At 49.3% G+C, this 17,145-nt stretch carries 11 protein-coding genes; 9 read left to right on the top strand and 2 right to left on the bottom strand.

Features of this window, described 5'->3' with window-relative positions:
* The first annotated feature begins 18 nt into the window (after nt 1-18).
* From ACY0JR_RS16060 to ACY0JR_RS16025, 8 genes are all read left to right on the top strand, one after another.
* Nucleotides 19-1,659, top strand: coding sequence for a M28 family peptidase (locus ACY0JR_RS16060; protein WP_462635141.1), 1,641 nt, complete (start codon nt 19-21; stop codon nt 1,657-1,659).
* 597 nt (nt 1,660-2,256) lie between these two features.
* Nucleotides 2,257-2,736 (top strand): GbsR/MarR family transcriptional regulator, encoded by a 480-nt coding sequence (locus ACY0JR_RS16055; protein ID WP_462635140.1) that lies wholly within the window; start codon nt 2,257-2,259, stop codon nt 2,734-2,736.
* Between the two features lie 71 nt (nt 2,737-2,807).
* A complete protein-coding gene (locus tag ACY0JR_RS16050) occupies nt 2,808-4,163 on the top strand; it encodes a TolC family protein (RefSeq protein WP_462635139.1) in 1,356 nt (451 codons plus the stop codon).
* 25 nt (nt 4,164-4,188) lie between these two features.
* Nucleotides 4,189-5,244, top strand: coding sequence for an efflux RND transporter periplasmic adaptor subunit (locus ACY0JR_RS16045; RefSeq protein WP_462635137.1), 1,056 nt, complete (start codon nt 4,189-4,191; stop codon nt 5,242-5,244).
* A 28-nt stretch (nt 5,245-5,272) separates the two neighbouring features.
* Entirely contained in the window at nt 5,273-8,479 is a 3,207-nt protein-coding gene (locus ACY0JR_RS16040; RefSeq protein WP_462635136.1) for an efflux RND transporter permease subunit, read from the top strand.
* Nucleotides 8,480-8,716: 237 nt separating this feature from the next.
* Entirely contained in the window at nt 8,717-8,971 is a 255-nt protein-coding gene (locus tag ACY0JR_RS16035; RefSeq protein ID WP_462635135.1) for an acyl carrier protein, read from the top strand.
* Nucleotides 8,972-9,268: 297 nt separating this feature from the next.
* Nucleotides 9,269-9,691, top strand: a complete 423-nt coding sequence (locus ACY0JR_RS16030) for a MarR family winged helix-turn-helix transcriptional regulator (protein WP_462635134.1) — start codon at nt 9,269-9,271, stop codon at nt 9,689-9,691.
* Between the two features lie 164 nt (nt 9,692-9,855).
* Nucleotides 9,856-12,483 (top strand): DUF5686 and carboxypeptidase-like regulatory domain-containing protein, encoded by a 2,628-nt coding sequence (locus ACY0JR_RS16025; RefSeq protein ID WP_462635133.1) that lies wholly within the window; start codon nt 9,856-9,858, stop codon nt 12,481-12,483.
* A gap of 373 nt (nt 12,484-12,856) precedes the next feature.
* Here the strand turns inward: ACY0JR_RS16025 and ACY0JR_RS16020 are convergent, their stop codons facing one another.
* Nucleotides 12,857-13,651, bottom strand: a complete 795-nt coding sequence (locus ACY0JR_RS16020) for an NIPSNAP family protein (RefSeq protein ID WP_462635132.1) — start codon at nt 13,649-13,651, stop codon at nt 12,857-12,859.
* 166 nt (nt 13,652-13,817) lie between these two features.
* Nucleotides 13,818-14,807: an L-glyceraldehyde 3-phosphate reductase gene (gene mgrA / locus ACY0JR_RS16015; protein ID WP_462635131.1), complete on the bottom strand. Its 990-nt coding sequence runs from the start codon at nt 14,805-14,807 to the stop codon at nt 13,818-13,820.
* A 245-nt stretch (nt 14,808-15,052) separates the two neighbouring features.
* Here mgrA and ACY0JR_RS16010 point away from each other — a divergent pair, with 245 nt between their 5' ends.
* Nucleotides 15,053-16,987: a PAS domain-containing sensor histidine kinase gene (locus tag ACY0JR_RS16010; RefSeq protein ID WP_462635130.1), complete on the top strand. Its 1,935-nt coding sequence runs from the start codon at nt 15,053-15,055 to the stop codon at nt 16,985-16,987.
* The last annotated feature ends 158 nt before the right edge of the window (nt 16,988-17,145 follow it).

Genomic DNA, 17,145 nt, shown 5'->3' with positions numbered 1-17,145 from the left:
ATACCATTTTAAGATAAGATGAAGTTTAAATCACTTCTGGTAAGTGCCCTGCTGGTTTCCGGCACTTCGTTCGCGCAGACGCTCACGTTGGAAAAAGACGTGACGCAGCAACTGAACACCGTAAAACCCGAGGCTATCAAAGCGCATATTCAGTACCTGGCAGATGATAAATTACTGGGTCGCCTGCCCGGTACGCCCGGCTACCAAATGGCCGTAGATTACGTGGTAGGCCAGTTCAAGAAACTGGGCGTACAGCCCGGCGGCGAAAACGGCACGTATCTGCAGAAAGTAAGAATCAGGAGAGCGTTCACGGGCAAAGATGCCACACTCGCGCTCTCTACCGCACAAGGCACAAAAACCCTGGCGCCAGGGACTGATTTCTCCATCTACCCCAATCCGCAGAACCCCTCGGTGACTATAGACGCACCGCTGGTCTTCGCTGGTTACGGCATCACTGCCCCCGAAGTAGGTTATGACGACTACGCCAACCTGGATGTGAAAGGAAAAGTGGTGGTCATACTAAGAGGAGCGCCCCAAAACTTCCATTCTACCATTGCCGCCGCCAGCATGCACTTCTCCACCATTTTGCAGAATGCGGTGAACCACGGCGCGGTGGGGGTCATCATTGGCAATAACAATCCTAGAGCGCGTGTCACTAACCTGAGCCTCGGGGTAAACAGCGTGATGGCCGCCGACGGAAAAGTGGCCGCCTCTGGCAGCTATGTTTCTGAACAATCCAAACTGCTTGCCTCCGTGAACGCTGCTACTTTCCACGCGTTGCTGCAGGGCGCTGGGTTAGACACTACCCAGGTAGTAGCCAAGTTGCAGAAAGGAACACCGGCTTCGGCTGCGCTTCAGGCTAAACTACAGGGCAAATACACCTCTACCTACCAGGACTTCGATTCATACAACGTGGCCGGAAAAATCACGGGTGCAGACGCTACGCTGCGCGATGAATACGTGGTGCACAGCGCCCACCTGGACCACATGGGCATCAGTACGCCCGTGAAAGGCGACTCTATCTATAATGGTGCGCATGACAATGCCTCGGGCGTGGCCAGTGTATTGGAGATTGCCAAAGTCTATTCCCAACTGAAACAGAAACAGAAACCGAAGCGCTCGCTGCTGTTTGTGCTGGTAACCGGCGAAGAAATGGGTTTACTAGGGTCGCAGTACTTCGCCAAATACCCTACCGTGCCCAAGCAGAAGATTGTGGCTGACATCAATACCGACATGCCTACCATCATTGCCCCGCTCCTATCGGCGGTGGCGTTAGGGGCCGAGCATTCTTCCCTCAAAAGCCAGGTCGCCAACGCAGCCGGTTACCTTGGGATTACGGTTGAGGCCGACCCGGAACCCGACCAGAACCGGTTTATCAGAAGTGACCAGTTCAGTTTCGTGAGCCAAGGCATTCCAGCGCTACACATCAAATACGGCAATAAAACCAAAGACGGCCAGAACAACCTGAACAAGCAGGTGGAAGTATGGCGCGCCGCTTTCTACCACAAACCTCAGGATGAACTCAACGACTCCTTTGACTTTGAGGCCGGAAAACGCTACGTCCAACTCAACTTCCTAATCAGTTACCAAGTAGCCCAAGCCACCCAACGCCCCACCTGGAACCCCAACGACTTCTTCGGCCGCCGGTACAAAAACTAACCGCTTCTCTTAAGAACGCGCCGCTTCAGAGCTGTTTTGCAAAAATGGGGCAGGAAACACGAAAACCTGTGAGGTCTCCAAGACCTCACAGGTTTGAAATATCTCAACCAACTGGCGCGAGGCTCCAGTCTCGTGTCAAAGGATGAAGCGAGTCTCCAGACTCGCCGGGAACCACCGGCAGTCGTGCGTACTTCAGGGATTTACATGAATCCCGTTTAGAGGCAGTTTAACGGAAACAGCCCCTAAACGGGATTTCTGGTTTTCGGCCGTAGGCAGAAAGGACTATACCATTCATCTGCTCTCGCCTTAAAGATCAAGCGGTAGCTTTCCACCTCCAAGGCAAGTACGGCCGTGCCGAGCCACTATGGTTTTGAGGCTGAATTTCTGAAAACAGACCAAGAACGAGCCGCTTTCCATTGAGAAGCCCAATTATTCTCTCTACTGGGATAGTCATCGCGCCACATATTTACTTTAATTATCTGTAATACACGATATTAACCCACCAAAAATCTATCTTAAAAAATATTACAATTTTTTTGGTTCTTAAAATTATGAACTAAAGAAACTAACTAATACCTTTGTGCTGTTCTTAAACAAATGAGAGGAACAACAGTGGCAGAGTTAACGCAAGAACAAAAGAAATTGATCGAGAAAATGGGCATTTACCATGAGCAGCAGGGCTTTCCGCCGGTGACTGGCAGAATCATGGGATTGCTCTACGTCTCAGACCGGCCGCACCTTAGTTTTGAGGAGATTGTGGAGACCTTGAACATCAGCAAAAGTGCTACCAGCAACGCCCTCCAGCTTCTGCAGCAAATGCGCCTGATTGAATACACCACCTACCCCGGTGACCGGAAACGGTACTTCGGGGCTTTGCTGGAATGCTGGCATGAAGAGGTGGTGAACAAGATGGAATCCATTCTGGCCTTCAGCAAGTTACTGAGACAAGCTAACGAACTAAGGGGAGATGTGAACCCCGAGATGAACGAGAAGGTGCTGGAGCGAATAGAGTTTATGGAATTTCTTTCCAGAGAAGTTCCGGCGCTTATGCAAAAGTGGCTGAAAGGGAGAAACTAATTTTTTTGCCCATTCGGTTCTTTTAAGCAAGAACCAACTACATAGATAAAAACCAATAACTAAGTAAAACCGTGAATAAAAAGCATTTACTACTGGGCCTTCTCCTTACACTCTTGGTGAGGTTCAGTTATGCACAAGCCCCGGCCGCAGGCCAGGTGCTGTCGTTGCAGGAAGCGCTCAAGTTTGCTACCGGCAACAACATAGCCATTAGACAGGCGCAATTAGACGAACAAAGCGCAGAGTCCAGAATACGCGAAACCAAAGGCTCTGGCTTGCCACAGCTCAATGGAACCGGTCAGCTAACGGTATCTCCTTCCATCGCTACGCAGTTGTTGCCCGGCGAATTCTTTGACCAACCCGGCACCTACATTCCGGTGAAATTCGGACAGAAGTATAACGCCAGCGGCGGATTGGAGTTAAGCCAGCTGATTTTCAGCAAATCTTACTTTGTAGGTTTGGAAGCCGCGGCTACCACCCGTGACCTGTACCGTCTGCGCACGCAAATGAGCCAGGAAGACGTGATTTACAACGTAAGCTCGGCGTACCTGCAGGCGCTGCAAACCAAGGAGCAGTTCAGCACCATTGAAGCCAACTACAACCGTTTGGTGCAACTGGAGAAAATCCTGACGTTGCAATACAAGAATGATTTTGCGAAGAAGGTAGACGTAAACCGCATTACGGTAAACAAAACCAACTTGGAAAATCAGCGCGAGACCTTGGCCTCGGCGTATGAGCAGCAGAAAAACGCGTTGAAGTTCTTCATGGGCATGCCCATGGACCAGCAGTTCGAGATAGCCGACTCTACCACGTTGGCCGATGTAGTTCTTCCGGTGAATACCAATGTGGACGAGGTTCTGGCCCTTCGCTCTGATTACCAGGCTTTGCAGACACAGAAGAAACTGTATGGGTTGAACGTGGAAAACATCAAAGGCCAGGCTTATCCTTCTTTGGCCGGGTTTGGTCAATACACTTACAACGCCCAACGCGGCTCGTTCAACTTCTTTGACACCAATCAACCTTGGTTTAAAACCTTTGTGTTGGGCGTACAGTTAAGGGTTCCCATTTTTGATGGATTCCAGCGCAGAAACCAGGTAAAACAGGCGCAGATTGAAGTTCAGAAAACGGATCTCACCATGCAGAACTTGGCGTTGAACACCCAGATGGGCTTAGACAACGCGGTGAAACAAATCTCCACTAGCCAGTTGGCCATAGAGAACCAGGAACGGAACGTAGAGCTGGCGCGGGAGGTTTACAATACCACCAACAGCCTGTACAAAGAAGGACTATCTCCTTTGACAGATTTGCTGGAGGCCGAGGTAAGCTTACGCGATGCTCAAACCAATCTGAACAACGAAAGACTGAAATACAAAATCGCGCAGCTGAACTACGTGAAAGCGCGCGGCGAATTAAAGAACCTAATCCAATAACAACTTTTCTGCACACCTTAAAAAAATGAAAAAACTAATTTATATCCTCGTTGTTGTTGTCCTGGTGGGCGCGGTAGCTTATACCCTCAACAAGAACAAGAAGGAAATGACGGAAAAAGCGGCCGTAGCTGAGATTAAGAGTGAGGCCATTCCGGTAACCTTGGTAGAGGCGCAGTCTGCCAAACTAGACAAATCCTTTACAGCGCAAGGTAATTTCCAGCCGGTACAAAGCCTGAAACTTCTTTCTGAAGCCCAGGGCCAGATCCAACGCGTGTTAAAGCGCAAAGGCGATAAAGTGCGAGCCGGTGAGTTGTTGATTCAGATTGAAGACAATACCAACAGCGCCAACTTAGCCACGGCCACCGCCAACTACCAGAAAGCCCAGAAAGACCTGGAGCGCATGAAAAACCTGGTAGCCGGGGACGCAGTTACCAAACGCCAGGTAGAAGAAGCCCAGATCAACGTGAACGCCACCCGCGCGCAATTGGTAGCTGCCCGCCAGAGCCAGTCTAACACTCGGGTAACGGCCCCCATTGGCGGTGAAATCAACGCCATGTACATTGAGGTAGGCTCTTTCCTGAACCCAGGCACCCCGCTCTATGACATTGTGAATGTAGACCGCTTAAAGCTGAACGTGAAAGTGTCTGAAGCCGAAGTATTGTTGATCAACCGCGGCCAGAAAGTAACCGTGACCGCAAGTGCGGGTGGTGCCCAGGAGTATACCGGTACTGTCACAGCCATTGGCGCCCAGGCAGACCCTACCCTGAAGTATGACGTGGAGATTGAAGTAAAGAACGGGGCCAACAACAACCTGCGTGCGGGTATGTACGGTACGGCGTTCTTCCAGGTGGCAGACCAGCGTGATGCGCTGTTGCTTGCCCGTGAAGCCATTGTAGGTAGCATCCAGGACCCAAGCGTGTACGTGGTGAAAGACAACAAAGCGTACCTACGCAAAGTGAAAGTAGGCACGGTAACCCAAGATCAGGTAGAGATTCTGGATGGTGTACAGCCTGGCGAGCAAGTAGTGCGCACGGGTCAGATCAACCTGCGCGAAGGCATTCAGGTGACTACGCTTAAGTAATTAGCTTAACAAAGAAGAAGTTTAAAAAATGAACATAACCAAATTATCAATTCAGCGGTCAACCTTGGTGGTGGTGGTCTTTACCGTCCTTACCCTGCTAGGTGTTGTCTCTTACAAAGCCCTCAACTACGAGTTGCTGCCTAAGTTCAGCCCGCCCGTGTTGACGATTACCACGCTGTACCCGGGTGCTTCGCCTAATGAGGTGGAGAACTCGGTGACCAAAGAGATTGAGGATGCGCTTTCTGCCCTGGAGAACGTGAAGGAAATGAAAGGAACCTCTCTGGAGAGTTTCTCAATTGTGACCATTCAGTTAAACCAAGGCACCAACGTAGATTTGAGCTTGCAGGACGCCCAGCGGAAAATCAACACCATTCTGGCCAATTTACCCGAAGACGCAGATGCTCCTACCCTGAACAAGTTTGACTTTGACGATTTGCCAATCATTAGAATGGGGGCAACGGCCAACATGCCTGCCACTGAGTTCTTCGACCTGATTGACAACAAAATCAAGCCGGAGCTTTCTAGGGTACCCGGTATGGCCGCCATCAAAGTTCTGGGTGGTTCTGAGCGTGAGATCAAAGTAAACATTCAGGCAGATAAGCTGGAAGCTTACGGCATCTCCATCTTACAGGTGCAGCAAAAGATCAGAAACTCTAACCTAGACTTCCCTACCGGTAGAATCAAGAATGAAAGCGGCCAGACCCAGTTGCGTTTGGCTGGTAAATTCCAGGATTTAAACCAATTACGTAACCTTATCATCAAGGAAGACCAAAACGGTTCGGTACGCCTGAGTGATATTGCCGAGGTACAGGACACGCAGAAAGATGTGGAAGTACTGAACCGCATCAACTCTAAAGCATCAGTGGGTATCACTATCCAGAAGCAGTCAGATGCTAACGCGGTAGAGGTAAGTGCGCAAACCAAAGCTGCTTTGGCCAAGCTAGAGAAAACCTATGCTGCCCAAGGCCTTAAGTTCAACATTGCCTCAGACAGTTCTGACTTTACGCTGGAAGCTGCTGACTCTGTGTTGCACGACTTAATGATTGCCATTGTTCTAGTGGCCGTGGTGATGTTGCTGTTCCTGCACTCTATCCGGAACGCGATTATTGTAATGATCTCTATTCCGGCTTCTTTGGTGGCCACGTTCATTGCCATGTTCCTGTTGGGCTATTCTTTGAACCTGATGTCTTTACTGGCGCTTTCCTTGGTGGTAGGTATTCTGGTGGATGATGCCATTGTGGTCATTGAGAACATTTACCGGCACATGGAGATGGGCAAAAATCCGGCGCAGGCAGCGTATGACGGTATCAAAGAGATTATGGCAACGGTTACCTCCATTACCTTGGTAATTGTGGTAGTATTCGTTCCTATCGCCTTGTCAACGGGTCTGGTGTCTGATATTCTTCGGCAATTTGCGGTGGTAGTAGCCATCGCCACCATGATCTCCTTGTTTGTGGCCTTTACTTTGATTCCATTGCTGGCCAGCCGCTTCTCTAAACTGGAGCACGTGTCTGACAAGAACATGTTCGGCCGTTTCATTCTAGCGTTTGAGCGCTTGCTGGACAGAATCATTGAAGGTTTCACCAACACCTTGAAATGGGCTTTCAACCATAAGTTCATTACGCTGGCCGTGACGTTCCTGCTCTTGATCGGCTCGTTTATGCTGGTGCCTTTCGGCTTCATAGGTAGTGAGTTTATTCCGGCGGGTGACCGTGGTGAGGTAAGCTTACAACTTGAGTTACCGAAGAATGCGACGGTAGAGCAAACCAACTTTGCCACCAAGCAGGTTGAAGAGTACTTGCGCTCCATTCCTGAAGTATCCAGAGTATTTACCACGGTAGGTACTACTGCTTCTTCCCAGGCGGGCCAGAACTCAGCGTATCAGTCTGAATTATCTGTAACCCTGGTAGATGTGAAGGAACGGACGTTCAGTACGCAGCAGTTCAGCCGCCAGGCCAAAGCTGATATTGAAGGCAAACTGCCTAACGTAGAAGTAACGCCGGTACCGGTAGGTCTGGTGGGTAATGCGCAGGCTCCTATTCAGATCGTATTGTCCGGACCAAACTTAGACAGCCTTATCAGCTTCTCAAAGCAAGTGATGAAGGTAGTTGAAGGCGTAGAAGGTACGGTTGACGTGGAGACCTCGGTAGAAGGCGGTAACCCAGAAATTGAGGTAGTGGTAGACCGTGACAAGATGGCGAGCGTAGGCTTGTCGCTGGAGAGCGTGGGTGCCGGTATGCAGATGGCCTTCAGTGGTAACTCAGACGCCACGTTCCGTTCAGGTACCGAGGACTACGACATCAACATCAGACTAGATGAGTTTGACCGCCGCAACGTAACCGACATCGGGAACCTGTCTTTCGTGAACAAAGACGGTAAACTGATCAGGCTGGCGCAGTTCGCAGACATTAAACAATCTACGGGTCCTTCTCAGTTAGAACGTACCAACCGGGTAACCTCTCTGAACGTGAACTCCCAGGTAATTGGTCGTCCGGCCGGTTCAGTGGGTGCCGATATCCAGGCTATCTTGGGTACCAGTGACAATCCCGGCAAAATCAGAATCCCGAACGGGGTAACGGTTGACTACGCCGGTGACTTGAAAAACCAGAGCGAAGGTTTCGGTACACTGGGTATTGCCTTGCTGGCTTCCATCATCTTCGTGTACCTGATCATGGTGGCCTTGTATGACTCATATGTGTACCCGCTGGTGGTATTGTTCTCTATTCCGTTGGCGATCATTGGGGCCTTGCTGGCCCTGGCTTTGGCCGCGCAGAGTTTGAGTATCTTCTCCATCCTGGGTATTATCATGATGATTGGTCTGGTAGCCAAGAACGCGATTATGGTGGTAGACTTTACTAACCAGATGAAGAAGGAAGGCCACCATGTGAAAGATGCCTTGCTGGAAGCTGTGAGAATCCGTTTCCGCCCTATCTTGATGACCACACTTGCCATGGTGATTGGTATGTTACCGATTGCGTTGGCTGGAGGTTCTGTGGCCGCTACTAAAAACGGTCTGGCCTGGGCCTTGATTGGTGGTTTGAGTTCTTCCATGTTCCTGACCCTGATTGTGGTGCCTATCATCTACTACGGTTTTGACCGCATCCTGGCAAAATTCGGAATGGATAAGAAGACCGAGATCATCTTGATTGACAAAACAGCCGAAGAGCTTGAGCGGGAAACCGCCGAGCTGGAAGCGAAGAAAGACCAACACCACGGACAACCGGTCCTGGTTTAAGCGAAACACCAAAAATGAATGATGGAAAGGCGGGCGCATTTTGTGCCCGTTTTTTTCGCTTTCATGCAGGATACTGGCTTAGGTGCTAGATAAAGTGAAAGGCATCGTACTTTTGCATCGCTGTTCTTCCAAGGCCCCTGAAAAGAGGCCGTTTTCTGAAAAGAAGTCCGAAACCCAGCCAAATTGATTATCGCATAGTTTAAAGTAATACCAATAGAACACGTTTACCCCATCCCTATGATATCCGCAGCAAAGCCTTCCATTAAGCAGAAGGTAGTAAGAATCATCAGTAAAGTAAAAAGCATCCGCCCTTCCCGTCTCCGCATCTCCTCTGACCTCAGCAAAGAGTTCGGTCTTGACACCGTAGACGTGGTAAGCATTATCTGGGAGCTGGAGAAAAGCTTCAAAATCAATATTCCAGATGAAGTACCTTTCAACACCGTAGGTGACTTTGTAGAATTTGTCTCTAACCGGACAAGCAAATCTTCATAGATTCTTTTAGCAGCAGGCCTGAAACAGGAACGTATGACTTTCCTGTTTCAGGCCTGCTTTTTAAGAAACAGGCTCAAAAACGGTAAGTCTTTTCCGTCTGGCTTTTCATTCTTAAAAGAAGCTTTCTATCCCTCTCTGCTTCTAGCCTACCTAAGCACGGTCATCTACCATTCTCAGCAGTCATACACCTTCTTGTTTCACCTTAATTTGTTGCGCGTCAGTATCCTGAATGATACCAGAATTAGTTGACAACGTCAACTAATATCCTGAACTTTGCCACAGTTAATTTAACAGAAGATGAATGAGGCGACACATTTGGGTTTATTGATTGGGAGAACAGGTTTAGCGTTAGGAAAGGCCGTAGAGAAGGCATTTATCCAAGCCGGTTTAGACCTCACCTTCCAGCATTTTATTTTCCTGAATCTCTTATCTAAAAACAACACCTTGATTCAGCAGGAACTGGCAGACATTGTAAAGAAAGACAAATCGGCGGTACTCAGAATCATAGCGGTGCTGGAAGGGAAAAACCTGGTAGAACGCATTGGAGATACCTGTGACCGAAGAAAGAAAACGCTGTTTCTCACCCCCTTTGGGAAAAAACTACTGAAAGAAGCCCAGAAGATAGAGCAAAACGTGATCACGCATTTACAGGAAGGCTTAACCCAGGAAGAGATTACCACTTTTGTAAAAGTAGCCTTGCATCTCAAAAACAGAATTTAACCATTTTTTTGACCTAATAGTTGACGAGATCAACTACTTCTACCCTCCGGTTAGTTGACTAGATCAACGGAATAACGAACCCTTCTTTCCTCACAGATTCACCACACACCTTCTACTGAAGAATTCGCCTTGTAAGGCCCTACTACTTTTTGCCCTATACTACTATGTTACCTCCTATACCCTATACCTTGACGATGCCCGGTAAAACAGGGCGGGTCAGTTTTCTGCATTTATTCTTCTGCTTGCTTTTGGTAGCTGCGGGAGTGCCCTTTACTTCTGCGCAGGCCCAGAACGTGACCACTGTGAAAGGCACTGTCAAGGATGCTCTTACCAAAGAGCCCTTGATTGGGGTCTCTATTTTTGTGCCGGGTACCAATGTGGGCGCCAGTACAGACTTAGAGGGAAACTATTCCTTGAAGACCACGCAGACCCAGACCAAAGTCCAGTTCACGTACCTGGGCTACAAAGCGGTTACGCGGGACCTTGTGCTGGGGCAGGCCCAGGTGCTGAACGTTCTAATGGAGAGCGATGCCCGCCAACTGAAGGAAGTAGTAATCAAAGGCCGCAGCCGCAACTACAGCAATAAAAACAATCCGGCCGTAGACCTTATCCGTTTGGTGGTGGACAACAAAAACAAAAACCGCCTGCAGAGTTATGACTACGTGCAGTACCACCAGTATGACAAGCTGCAACTCTCGCTGACCAACACGCCTGAGAACCTGCGCAACAACATCCTACTCAGAAGGTATGACTTCGTCACCAAAAACATAGATACTACTATTTTGCCGGGCATGGGGGTTCTGCCTTTGTACCTGCAGGAATCGCTTTCGCAGCACTATTACCGGAAAGACCCTGAAAAGAAAAAGACCATTGTAGAGGCCGATAAGCAGGTGAATTTCGGGGAATTCGTCAACGTCAAGAACTATGTGAAGCACATGTACCAGGACATTGACATCTACAAAAACAACATCACCATTCTCACCAACCAGTTCCTGAGCCCTATTGCCGATCTGGCTCCTACCTTTTATCGGTTCTACATTACAGATACCGTGGTGGTAGACGGCCAGAAACTGACGGAACTTACCTTCAGCCCTAAAAATGAAACAGACTTTCTCTTCACCGGAAAACTGTACGTGACCACAGACGGAAATTACGCGGTGCAGAAAGTAGACATGGAAGTTGGCAAGAGTGTGAACATTAACTGGGTGCGGGACCTGAAGGTCACCCTGGATTTTGAGCGACTCCCGAACGGCCGTTATAACCTAAGTCAGAGCGTACTGAAAACAGACTTCGCAGTAACCGGAAACAGCAAGGGCGGCGTGTACGGCGAGCGGACGCTTTCTTTCAAGAATTACCAGGTAAACCAGCCCCAGCCCGACAACCTATACGAAGGCGAAGCTGTGGTGAAAGCCCCGGTAGCCGAGACCCGTACTGATGAATATTGGCTGGCAAACCGCCATGACAGCCTTTCCGTCACAGAAGCTAATACTTACACCAGCATTGACAGTCTTCAGAACACGCGCTCCTTTAAACGCACCGTAGACTACGCTACCTTGTTTATTGCTGGGTATAAGAAAGCCGGTCGGTATTTTGAGATAGGCCCGGTGAACACGTTCTACAGCTATAATCCGGTAGAAGGTTTCAGGTTACGGGCAGGAGGCAGAACCACCACTACTTTCAGTAAGAAAGTGATGTTTGAAACCTATGCAGCGTATGGGTTCAAAGACGAGAAGTGGAAGTACAACCTGCTGGGCACCTACTCTTTCACAGACCGTTCCATCTTTGATTTCCCGGTGCGTGCCATCCGGGCGAATTACCAGAAAGACACCAAGATTCCGGGGCAGGACTTGCAGTTCATTCAGGAAGGAAACATCCTGTTGTCGCTTAACCGCGGGAACAATGACAAATGGCTCTACAATGAAACGTATTATGTGGACTACCTGCACGAGTTCAGCAATCATTTCTCTTACCGCGTTGGGTTTAAGAACTGGAAGCAGAGCCCGGCTGGTACCTTAGAGTACTTACCTGCCAGCTACACCGCGCCGCCTACCGAAGGTACTAGTGACTCTAAACCTGCAGGCCTGGAGAGTATTACCACTTCACAGCTGCAACTGGAACTGCGGTGGGCACCTCACGAAGAATTTGTGCAGGGTAAACTTTACCGCTATCCTATGGCAAGCCATTACCCGGTTTTTACGTTGCGGGCCTCGGCCGGAGTAAAAGGCTTGTTTGGCGGTGATTATGACTTCCAAACCGTGGCTATGAATGTGTCTAAACGCTTCTACTGGTCGCAGTTCGGGTTTTCGGATGTAGTGGCTGAAGGCGGCTATATTTTCGGAAAGGTGCCGTTCCCACTCCTCACCATTCACAGAGCCAATCAGTCGTATTTTTACCAGGTACAATCGTACAACCTCATGAACTTCCTGGAGTTTGTGAGCGACCAATACGCCAGCATCAACATTGACCACAGTTTCAATGGTTTTATCTTCAACAAACTACCGTTGATCAAGAAAACCAAGTTGCGGGAACTGGCAACGCTCAAAGTGCTCTATGGCAAAGTACGGGAAGAGAATAACCCTACCAAGAACCAGGACCTTCTTCGTTTCCCTACCTATGCTTCCGGCCTGCCTATTACCTATACCCTGGATAAAAAACCCTACGTAGAAGCTAGCCTGGGCGTGGGTAATATCTTCAAGGTATTCCGGGTAGATGTGGTCAAAAGATTGACGTACCTTGATAACCCAAGCGTTTCTGAGCTAGGTATCAGAACCTTGTTTAAGTTCGATTTCTAACAAGCCTCCTTTCTTATACAGCCTCCTAAATCCGCTACTGGTCATGCACCAGTAGCGGATTTTTACTTTTAACTCTATTGCTTATCTACCGAGAAAAGCGCATTTCCTTCCTCATTTTCGGCACAGCCGAAGTTAATATATCTGAAATGTAGCGTCGTTACACTGTAACGACAAGGTTCTACGCAGCAGTAACGCCATTACAAATAAAAGACCTTTCTCAATAATGATTTGCCTTGGAGAATTGATCTATGTTGTGGTGCCGTTATCGTTTCATTGAACCTCGTCGTTACAGGGTAACGACGCTACATTTCTGTTTTACAACCGTTTTTCAGAAAACATGCTCAAAACACAGGAACAAACGAGAACGGTAGCTTTAAATCTCTGAATAAGCGGTTGGCTTTAGCAGGTAGATATCGGCGCGGAGGAAGTTGTTGGCATATTGGGGGTCGGCGCTCATCTTTTTCCAGGCGGGGTCTTCCCCGAAGGCTTTCCATTTTTCGTCACGGATGGCTTTGCTGTCAAAGGAGGTCATGTATAGGAGGTTCGGCATTTTGCTGCCTGCTTTTACCTTGGCATAGAACACTGGGTTGAACCCTAACCGGCTGAAGATCTCCATCTCGCCCTGGTTGAACATGGCAATCTTGTTTTCGTGGAGTTTTTCGGTGGCCGCCTCGTAGCTGCGCAGTTCATAGATTCTTTCAGAAGGAGCAGCTTTCAGGTTTGGGGCCGTGAACATTGGTTTGCCTGCAAAGGCTTCCATTAAAACTACTTCCAGTCGCTGGTACACCGGGTTGTTGTGGGCAGCCCCAAAATAGTCCTGACCGGCGGTGGCGAATGACTTGTCTTTGGCCAGATCTTCCTCCACTTTGAAAACCTGCTCGGCAGATTTGAACGGGATGAACACGTACACCAATTTTTCAGCCGGGGCATTGGCAGAAGGTTCTTCGGCCGGTTTGAAAACTCCTACTTTGGCTACTCCGGCGCGGTGCAAAGCGGGCAGATAAGCGTCTTTCAGGAACTTGTCTAATCGGGTTTCCTGGGCTTGGTCTTTCAGGTGGTAAATCTTAAGCTGGTAAAACTCCCGTTTAGGGGCTGATACTGCCTTGAAAGAAATGGCCAACCCTAGGAAAGCAGCTAGGAGAAAAGTAATGCGTTTTGTTAAGGTCATAGATGAGTTTATGATTTAGAAAGCTGGTGCATGCAAAAAGGCTTATCAATAGGTATAAAGTATTTTCCGCAGCAAGCATAAAAACCGGTGATGTTTTTGAAAACCTCACCGGTTTTTCGTTTAAGACCTGTTTTGGGCTAAACAAGCCTGAAACGGAATAGCGTTTTTACTTCAGAATCGCTTCAATCTGGGTTAGTTCGTCTGCGCTGAATTGCGTGTTCTGCATGCATTTGAGTGAATCAGCGAGATGGGCGGGGGTGCTGGCTCCAATGAGCACCGAGGTCACGCGCGGGTCTTTCAGCAACCAGGCCAAGGCCATCTGGGCCAGGGATTGTCCACGTCCTTCGGCCAGGTCGTTGAGTTGACGAATTTGGCGCAGGCGGTCTTCGGTGATGTCGCCCTCCTTCAGGAAACCGTGCGGTTTGGCTGCGCGGGAGTTTTCAGGAATGCCTTTGAGGTACTTGTTGGTGAGCAAGCCCTGGGCCAGCGGCGAAAACGGAATACAGCCTACTCCCTCCTGCGCCAGCAAATCCAGCAGACTTTCTTCTACCCAGCGCACAAACATAGAATATTTGGGCTGATGGATAAGACACGGCGTGCCTAGTTCGTTCAATATCTGAATGGCGCGGGTAGCCTCTGGGGTTTCATAGTTGGAGAGGCCCACGTACAGCGCTTTGCCTTGCCGCACAATAGAATCCAGTGCGCCCATGGTTTCTTCCAGCGGCGTGTGGGGGTCTGGCCGGTGGCTGTAAAAAATATCCACGTAATCCAGTTTCATGCGCTTCAGGCTTTGGTCCAGGCTGGAGATGAGGTATTTCCGGGAACCCCATTCGCCGTACGGTCCCTCCCACATCTTGTAACCAGCTTTGCTGGAGATGATGAGTTCATCGCGGTAGCCTCTGAAATCTTCGTGCAGAATCTTCCCGAAGTTCTCTTCGGCGGAGCCGGGCGGCGGGCCGTAGTTGTTGGCCAGGTCAAAGTGGGTGACCCCGGCATCAAAGGCATCATGCAAGATCTGGCGGGAGTTCTGGAGCACATCTACGTGCCCAAAGTTATGCCACAAACCCAAAGAAAGGGCGGGCAGTTTCAGGCCGCTATTGCCGCAGCGCCGGTACTCCATAGAAGCGTAGCGCTGGTCAGAAGGGATATACGTCATAGGTTGGAATCATTGGTTTTCGGTGTAAAATACAGCTTCTGAGGGCATCTGCCAAACCTCTTTTTTAGGTGCAACTATAGTTAGATTTGGCCGTAAGCGGAGGACCTTGTGTACTTATAAAAGGAAAAACATAGTAATAAAACCACATCTGCCATCTTTCTGCTCAGAATAACAGATATTTGGATACCTTATACCGGCGTTAAAAGGCGAGGCACATAGCATCTTTTTGGCTTTCAGAAAAAAACATGAATACAGAAGATACAGAAGTCCACTCTAAACCATTACCCATCTCGCAAACAGAAGACCGTTATAGACTACTCATTGAGAACGTAACGGACTATGCCATCTTTTTACTGGATGCCACCGGCCATGTAGCCACCTGGAACGCCGGGGCCAGAAGAATTAAGCAGTACGAAGAAGCAGACATCATAGGCAAACACTTCTCGCATTTCTACACCGCCCAGGCCAAGGAAACCGGCTACCCAGATTTTGAACTGAGGGAAGCCAAACGGTTGGGCCGGTTTGAAGACGAAGGCTGGCGCGTACGCAAAGACGGTTCTGTTTTCTGGGCCAACGTGATTATCACGGCCATCTTCACGCCCCAGAAAGAACTGATAGGCTTCTCTAAAATTACCCGTGACCTGTCTGAACGCAAAAAGGCCGAAGACGACCTGTTCAAAGCCTACGAGGAACTGAAAGAAAGCGAAGAGCGGTTCAGGCTGCTGGTAGAAGGCGTCACCGATTACGCTATTTTCATGCTGGACCCGGCCGGTAACGTGGCTACCTGGAACGAAGGCGCCAAAAAAATCAAAGGCTATGAACCCAGTGAAATCATAGGCAAATACTTCTCTAAATTCTACAGCAAAGAGGCCATTCAGACCGGGTTCCCCGAATATGAACTGAAGTTGGCCCGCGAAGTAGGCCGCTTTGAAGACGAAGGCTGGCGGTACCGCAAAGACGGATCGGCTTTTTGGGCCAACGTGGTCATTACGGCAATCTACAACAAACAGAAGGAGCTGCTGGGCTTCTCTAAAATCACCAGAGACCTCACAGAGAAAAGGAAACTGGAGCAACAGCTTTTCCAGACGCACGAAGAACTGAAGGAAAGCCATGAAAAAAGCCGCCTGCTCATCAACAGCGTGCAGGATTACGCCATTCTCATGCTCAACCCAGACGGGTACATTACCAGTTGGAACACCGGGGCCGAGCGCATCAAAGGGTATACCGCCAAAGAAATCATTGGCAAACATTTCTCTATTTTCTACGCCCGCGAAGCCATTGAGAACGGTTTTCCGCAGTTTGAGTTGACCAAGGCCCTGGAAGTAGGTCGGTTTGAAGATGAGGGCTGGCGCATCAGGAAAGACGGAACCGCTTTTTGGGCCAACGTGGTCATCTCGCCAGTGTATAACTCAGACCAGCGTTTACTGGGCTTCGCCAAAGTAACCCGCGACCTCACCGAACGCCGCCGCAACGAAGAACTCACCCAAAAGAACAGAGACCTGGTCAGAATCAACAATGACCTGGACAATTTTGTGTACACCGCCTCGCATGACCTCAAATCCCCCATCACCAATCTGGAAGGCCTGCTCACCGCCTTGCAGGAAGACCTGGGAGAGCACAGAGAAGAACACCAGCAGTTACTAACCCTCATGCAGGGGTCTATTGGAATTCTCAAAAAGGTCATCTCAGATTTAGCTGATATCACCAAACTTCAGCCGGAAAGGCACGTCTTTGAACCGGTCTGCCTCTCAGATCTGCTGGAAGAGGTAACAGTCAATCTGAGCACCTTCATCAATGCTTCCCACGCCCATATCATAACCGAGGGAGTAACCATTGACCACCTACTGTATTCGCGCAAAAACCTGCGGAGCATCCTGCATAACCTCATCTCCAACGCTATTAAATACGCAGACCCAAAACGCACCCCCGAGGTAAGCATCAGCACCACTCTCACCTCATCAGGTACTTTTGTGCTGTCCGTAGCCGACAACGGCCTGGGTATTCCAAAAGACCAGTTCAGCAAGATTTTTGGGATGTTCCGGCGCGTGCATGATCACGTAGAGGGCTCTGGGGTAGGCTTGTACCTGGTCAAAAAGATACTGGACAACTCCGGCGATAGAATAGAAGTGCAAAGCGAAGAAGGCAAAGGTTCTACCTTCACCATCTATCTGAACCAGTAAGCACTTGTAGTCTTGAGTCCTGAGTTCTGAGTCTTGAGTCCTGAGTGGATTTAGTCAGAGTTCGTTTGTTCTCTATTTTCCAGAAAATAGAGAACAAACCAAACAAAGCTCCCCTTCCCGGGCTCCTAAATGGAGTTCAGGAAGGGGAGCTTCTGTTT

The sequence above is a fragment of the Rufibacter sp. JT3400010 genome (genome assembly GCF_054956755.1).
Note: the sequence above shows the minus strand (reverse complement) of the source record. Positions and strands in the feature narration are given on the sequence as shown.

Excerpts from the sequence above, each read along its gene's own strand:
- ACY0JR_RS16060 (WP_462635141.1), top strand. The coding sequence starts at position 19 with ATGAAGTTTAAATCACTTCTGGTAAGTGCCCTGCTGGTTTCCGGCACT.
- ACY0JR_RS16055 (WP_462635140.1), top strand. The coding sequence starts at position 2,257 with ATGAGAGGAACAACAGTGGCAGAGTTAACGCAAGAACAAAAGAAATTG.
- ACY0JR_RS16045 (WP_462635137.1), top strand. The coding sequence starts at position 4,189 with ATGAAAAAACTAATTTATATCCTCGTTGTTGTTGTCCTGGTGGGCGCG.
- ACY0JR_RS16040 (WP_462635136.1), top strand. The coding sequence starts at position 5,273 with ATGAACATAACCAAATTATCAATTCAGCGGTCAACCTTGGTGGTGGTG.
- ACY0JR_RS16035 (WP_462635135.1), top strand. The coding sequence starts at position 8,717 with ATGATATCCGCAGCAAAGCCTTCCATTAAGCAGAAGGTAGTAAGAATC.
- ACY0JR_RS16030 (WP_462635134.1), top strand. The coding sequence starts at position 9,269 with ATGAATGAGGCGACACATTTGGGTTTATTGATTGGGAGAACAGGTTTA.
- ACY0JR_RS16025 (WP_462635133.1), top strand. The coding sequence starts at position 9,856 with ATGTTACCTCCTATACCCTATACCTTGACGATGCCCGGTAAAACAGGG.
- ACY0JR_RS16020 (WP_462635132.1), bottom strand. The coding sequence starts at position 13,651 with ATGACCTTAACAAAACGCATTACTTTTCTCCTAGCTGCTTTCCTAGGG.
- mgrA (WP_462635131.1), bottom strand. The coding sequence starts at position 14,807 with ATGACGTATATCCCTTCTGACCAGCGCTACGCTTCTATGGAGTACCGG.
- ACY0JR_RS16010 (WP_462635130.1), top strand. The coding sequence starts at position 15,053 with ATGAATACAGAAGATACAGAAGTCCACTCTAAACCATTACCCATCTCG.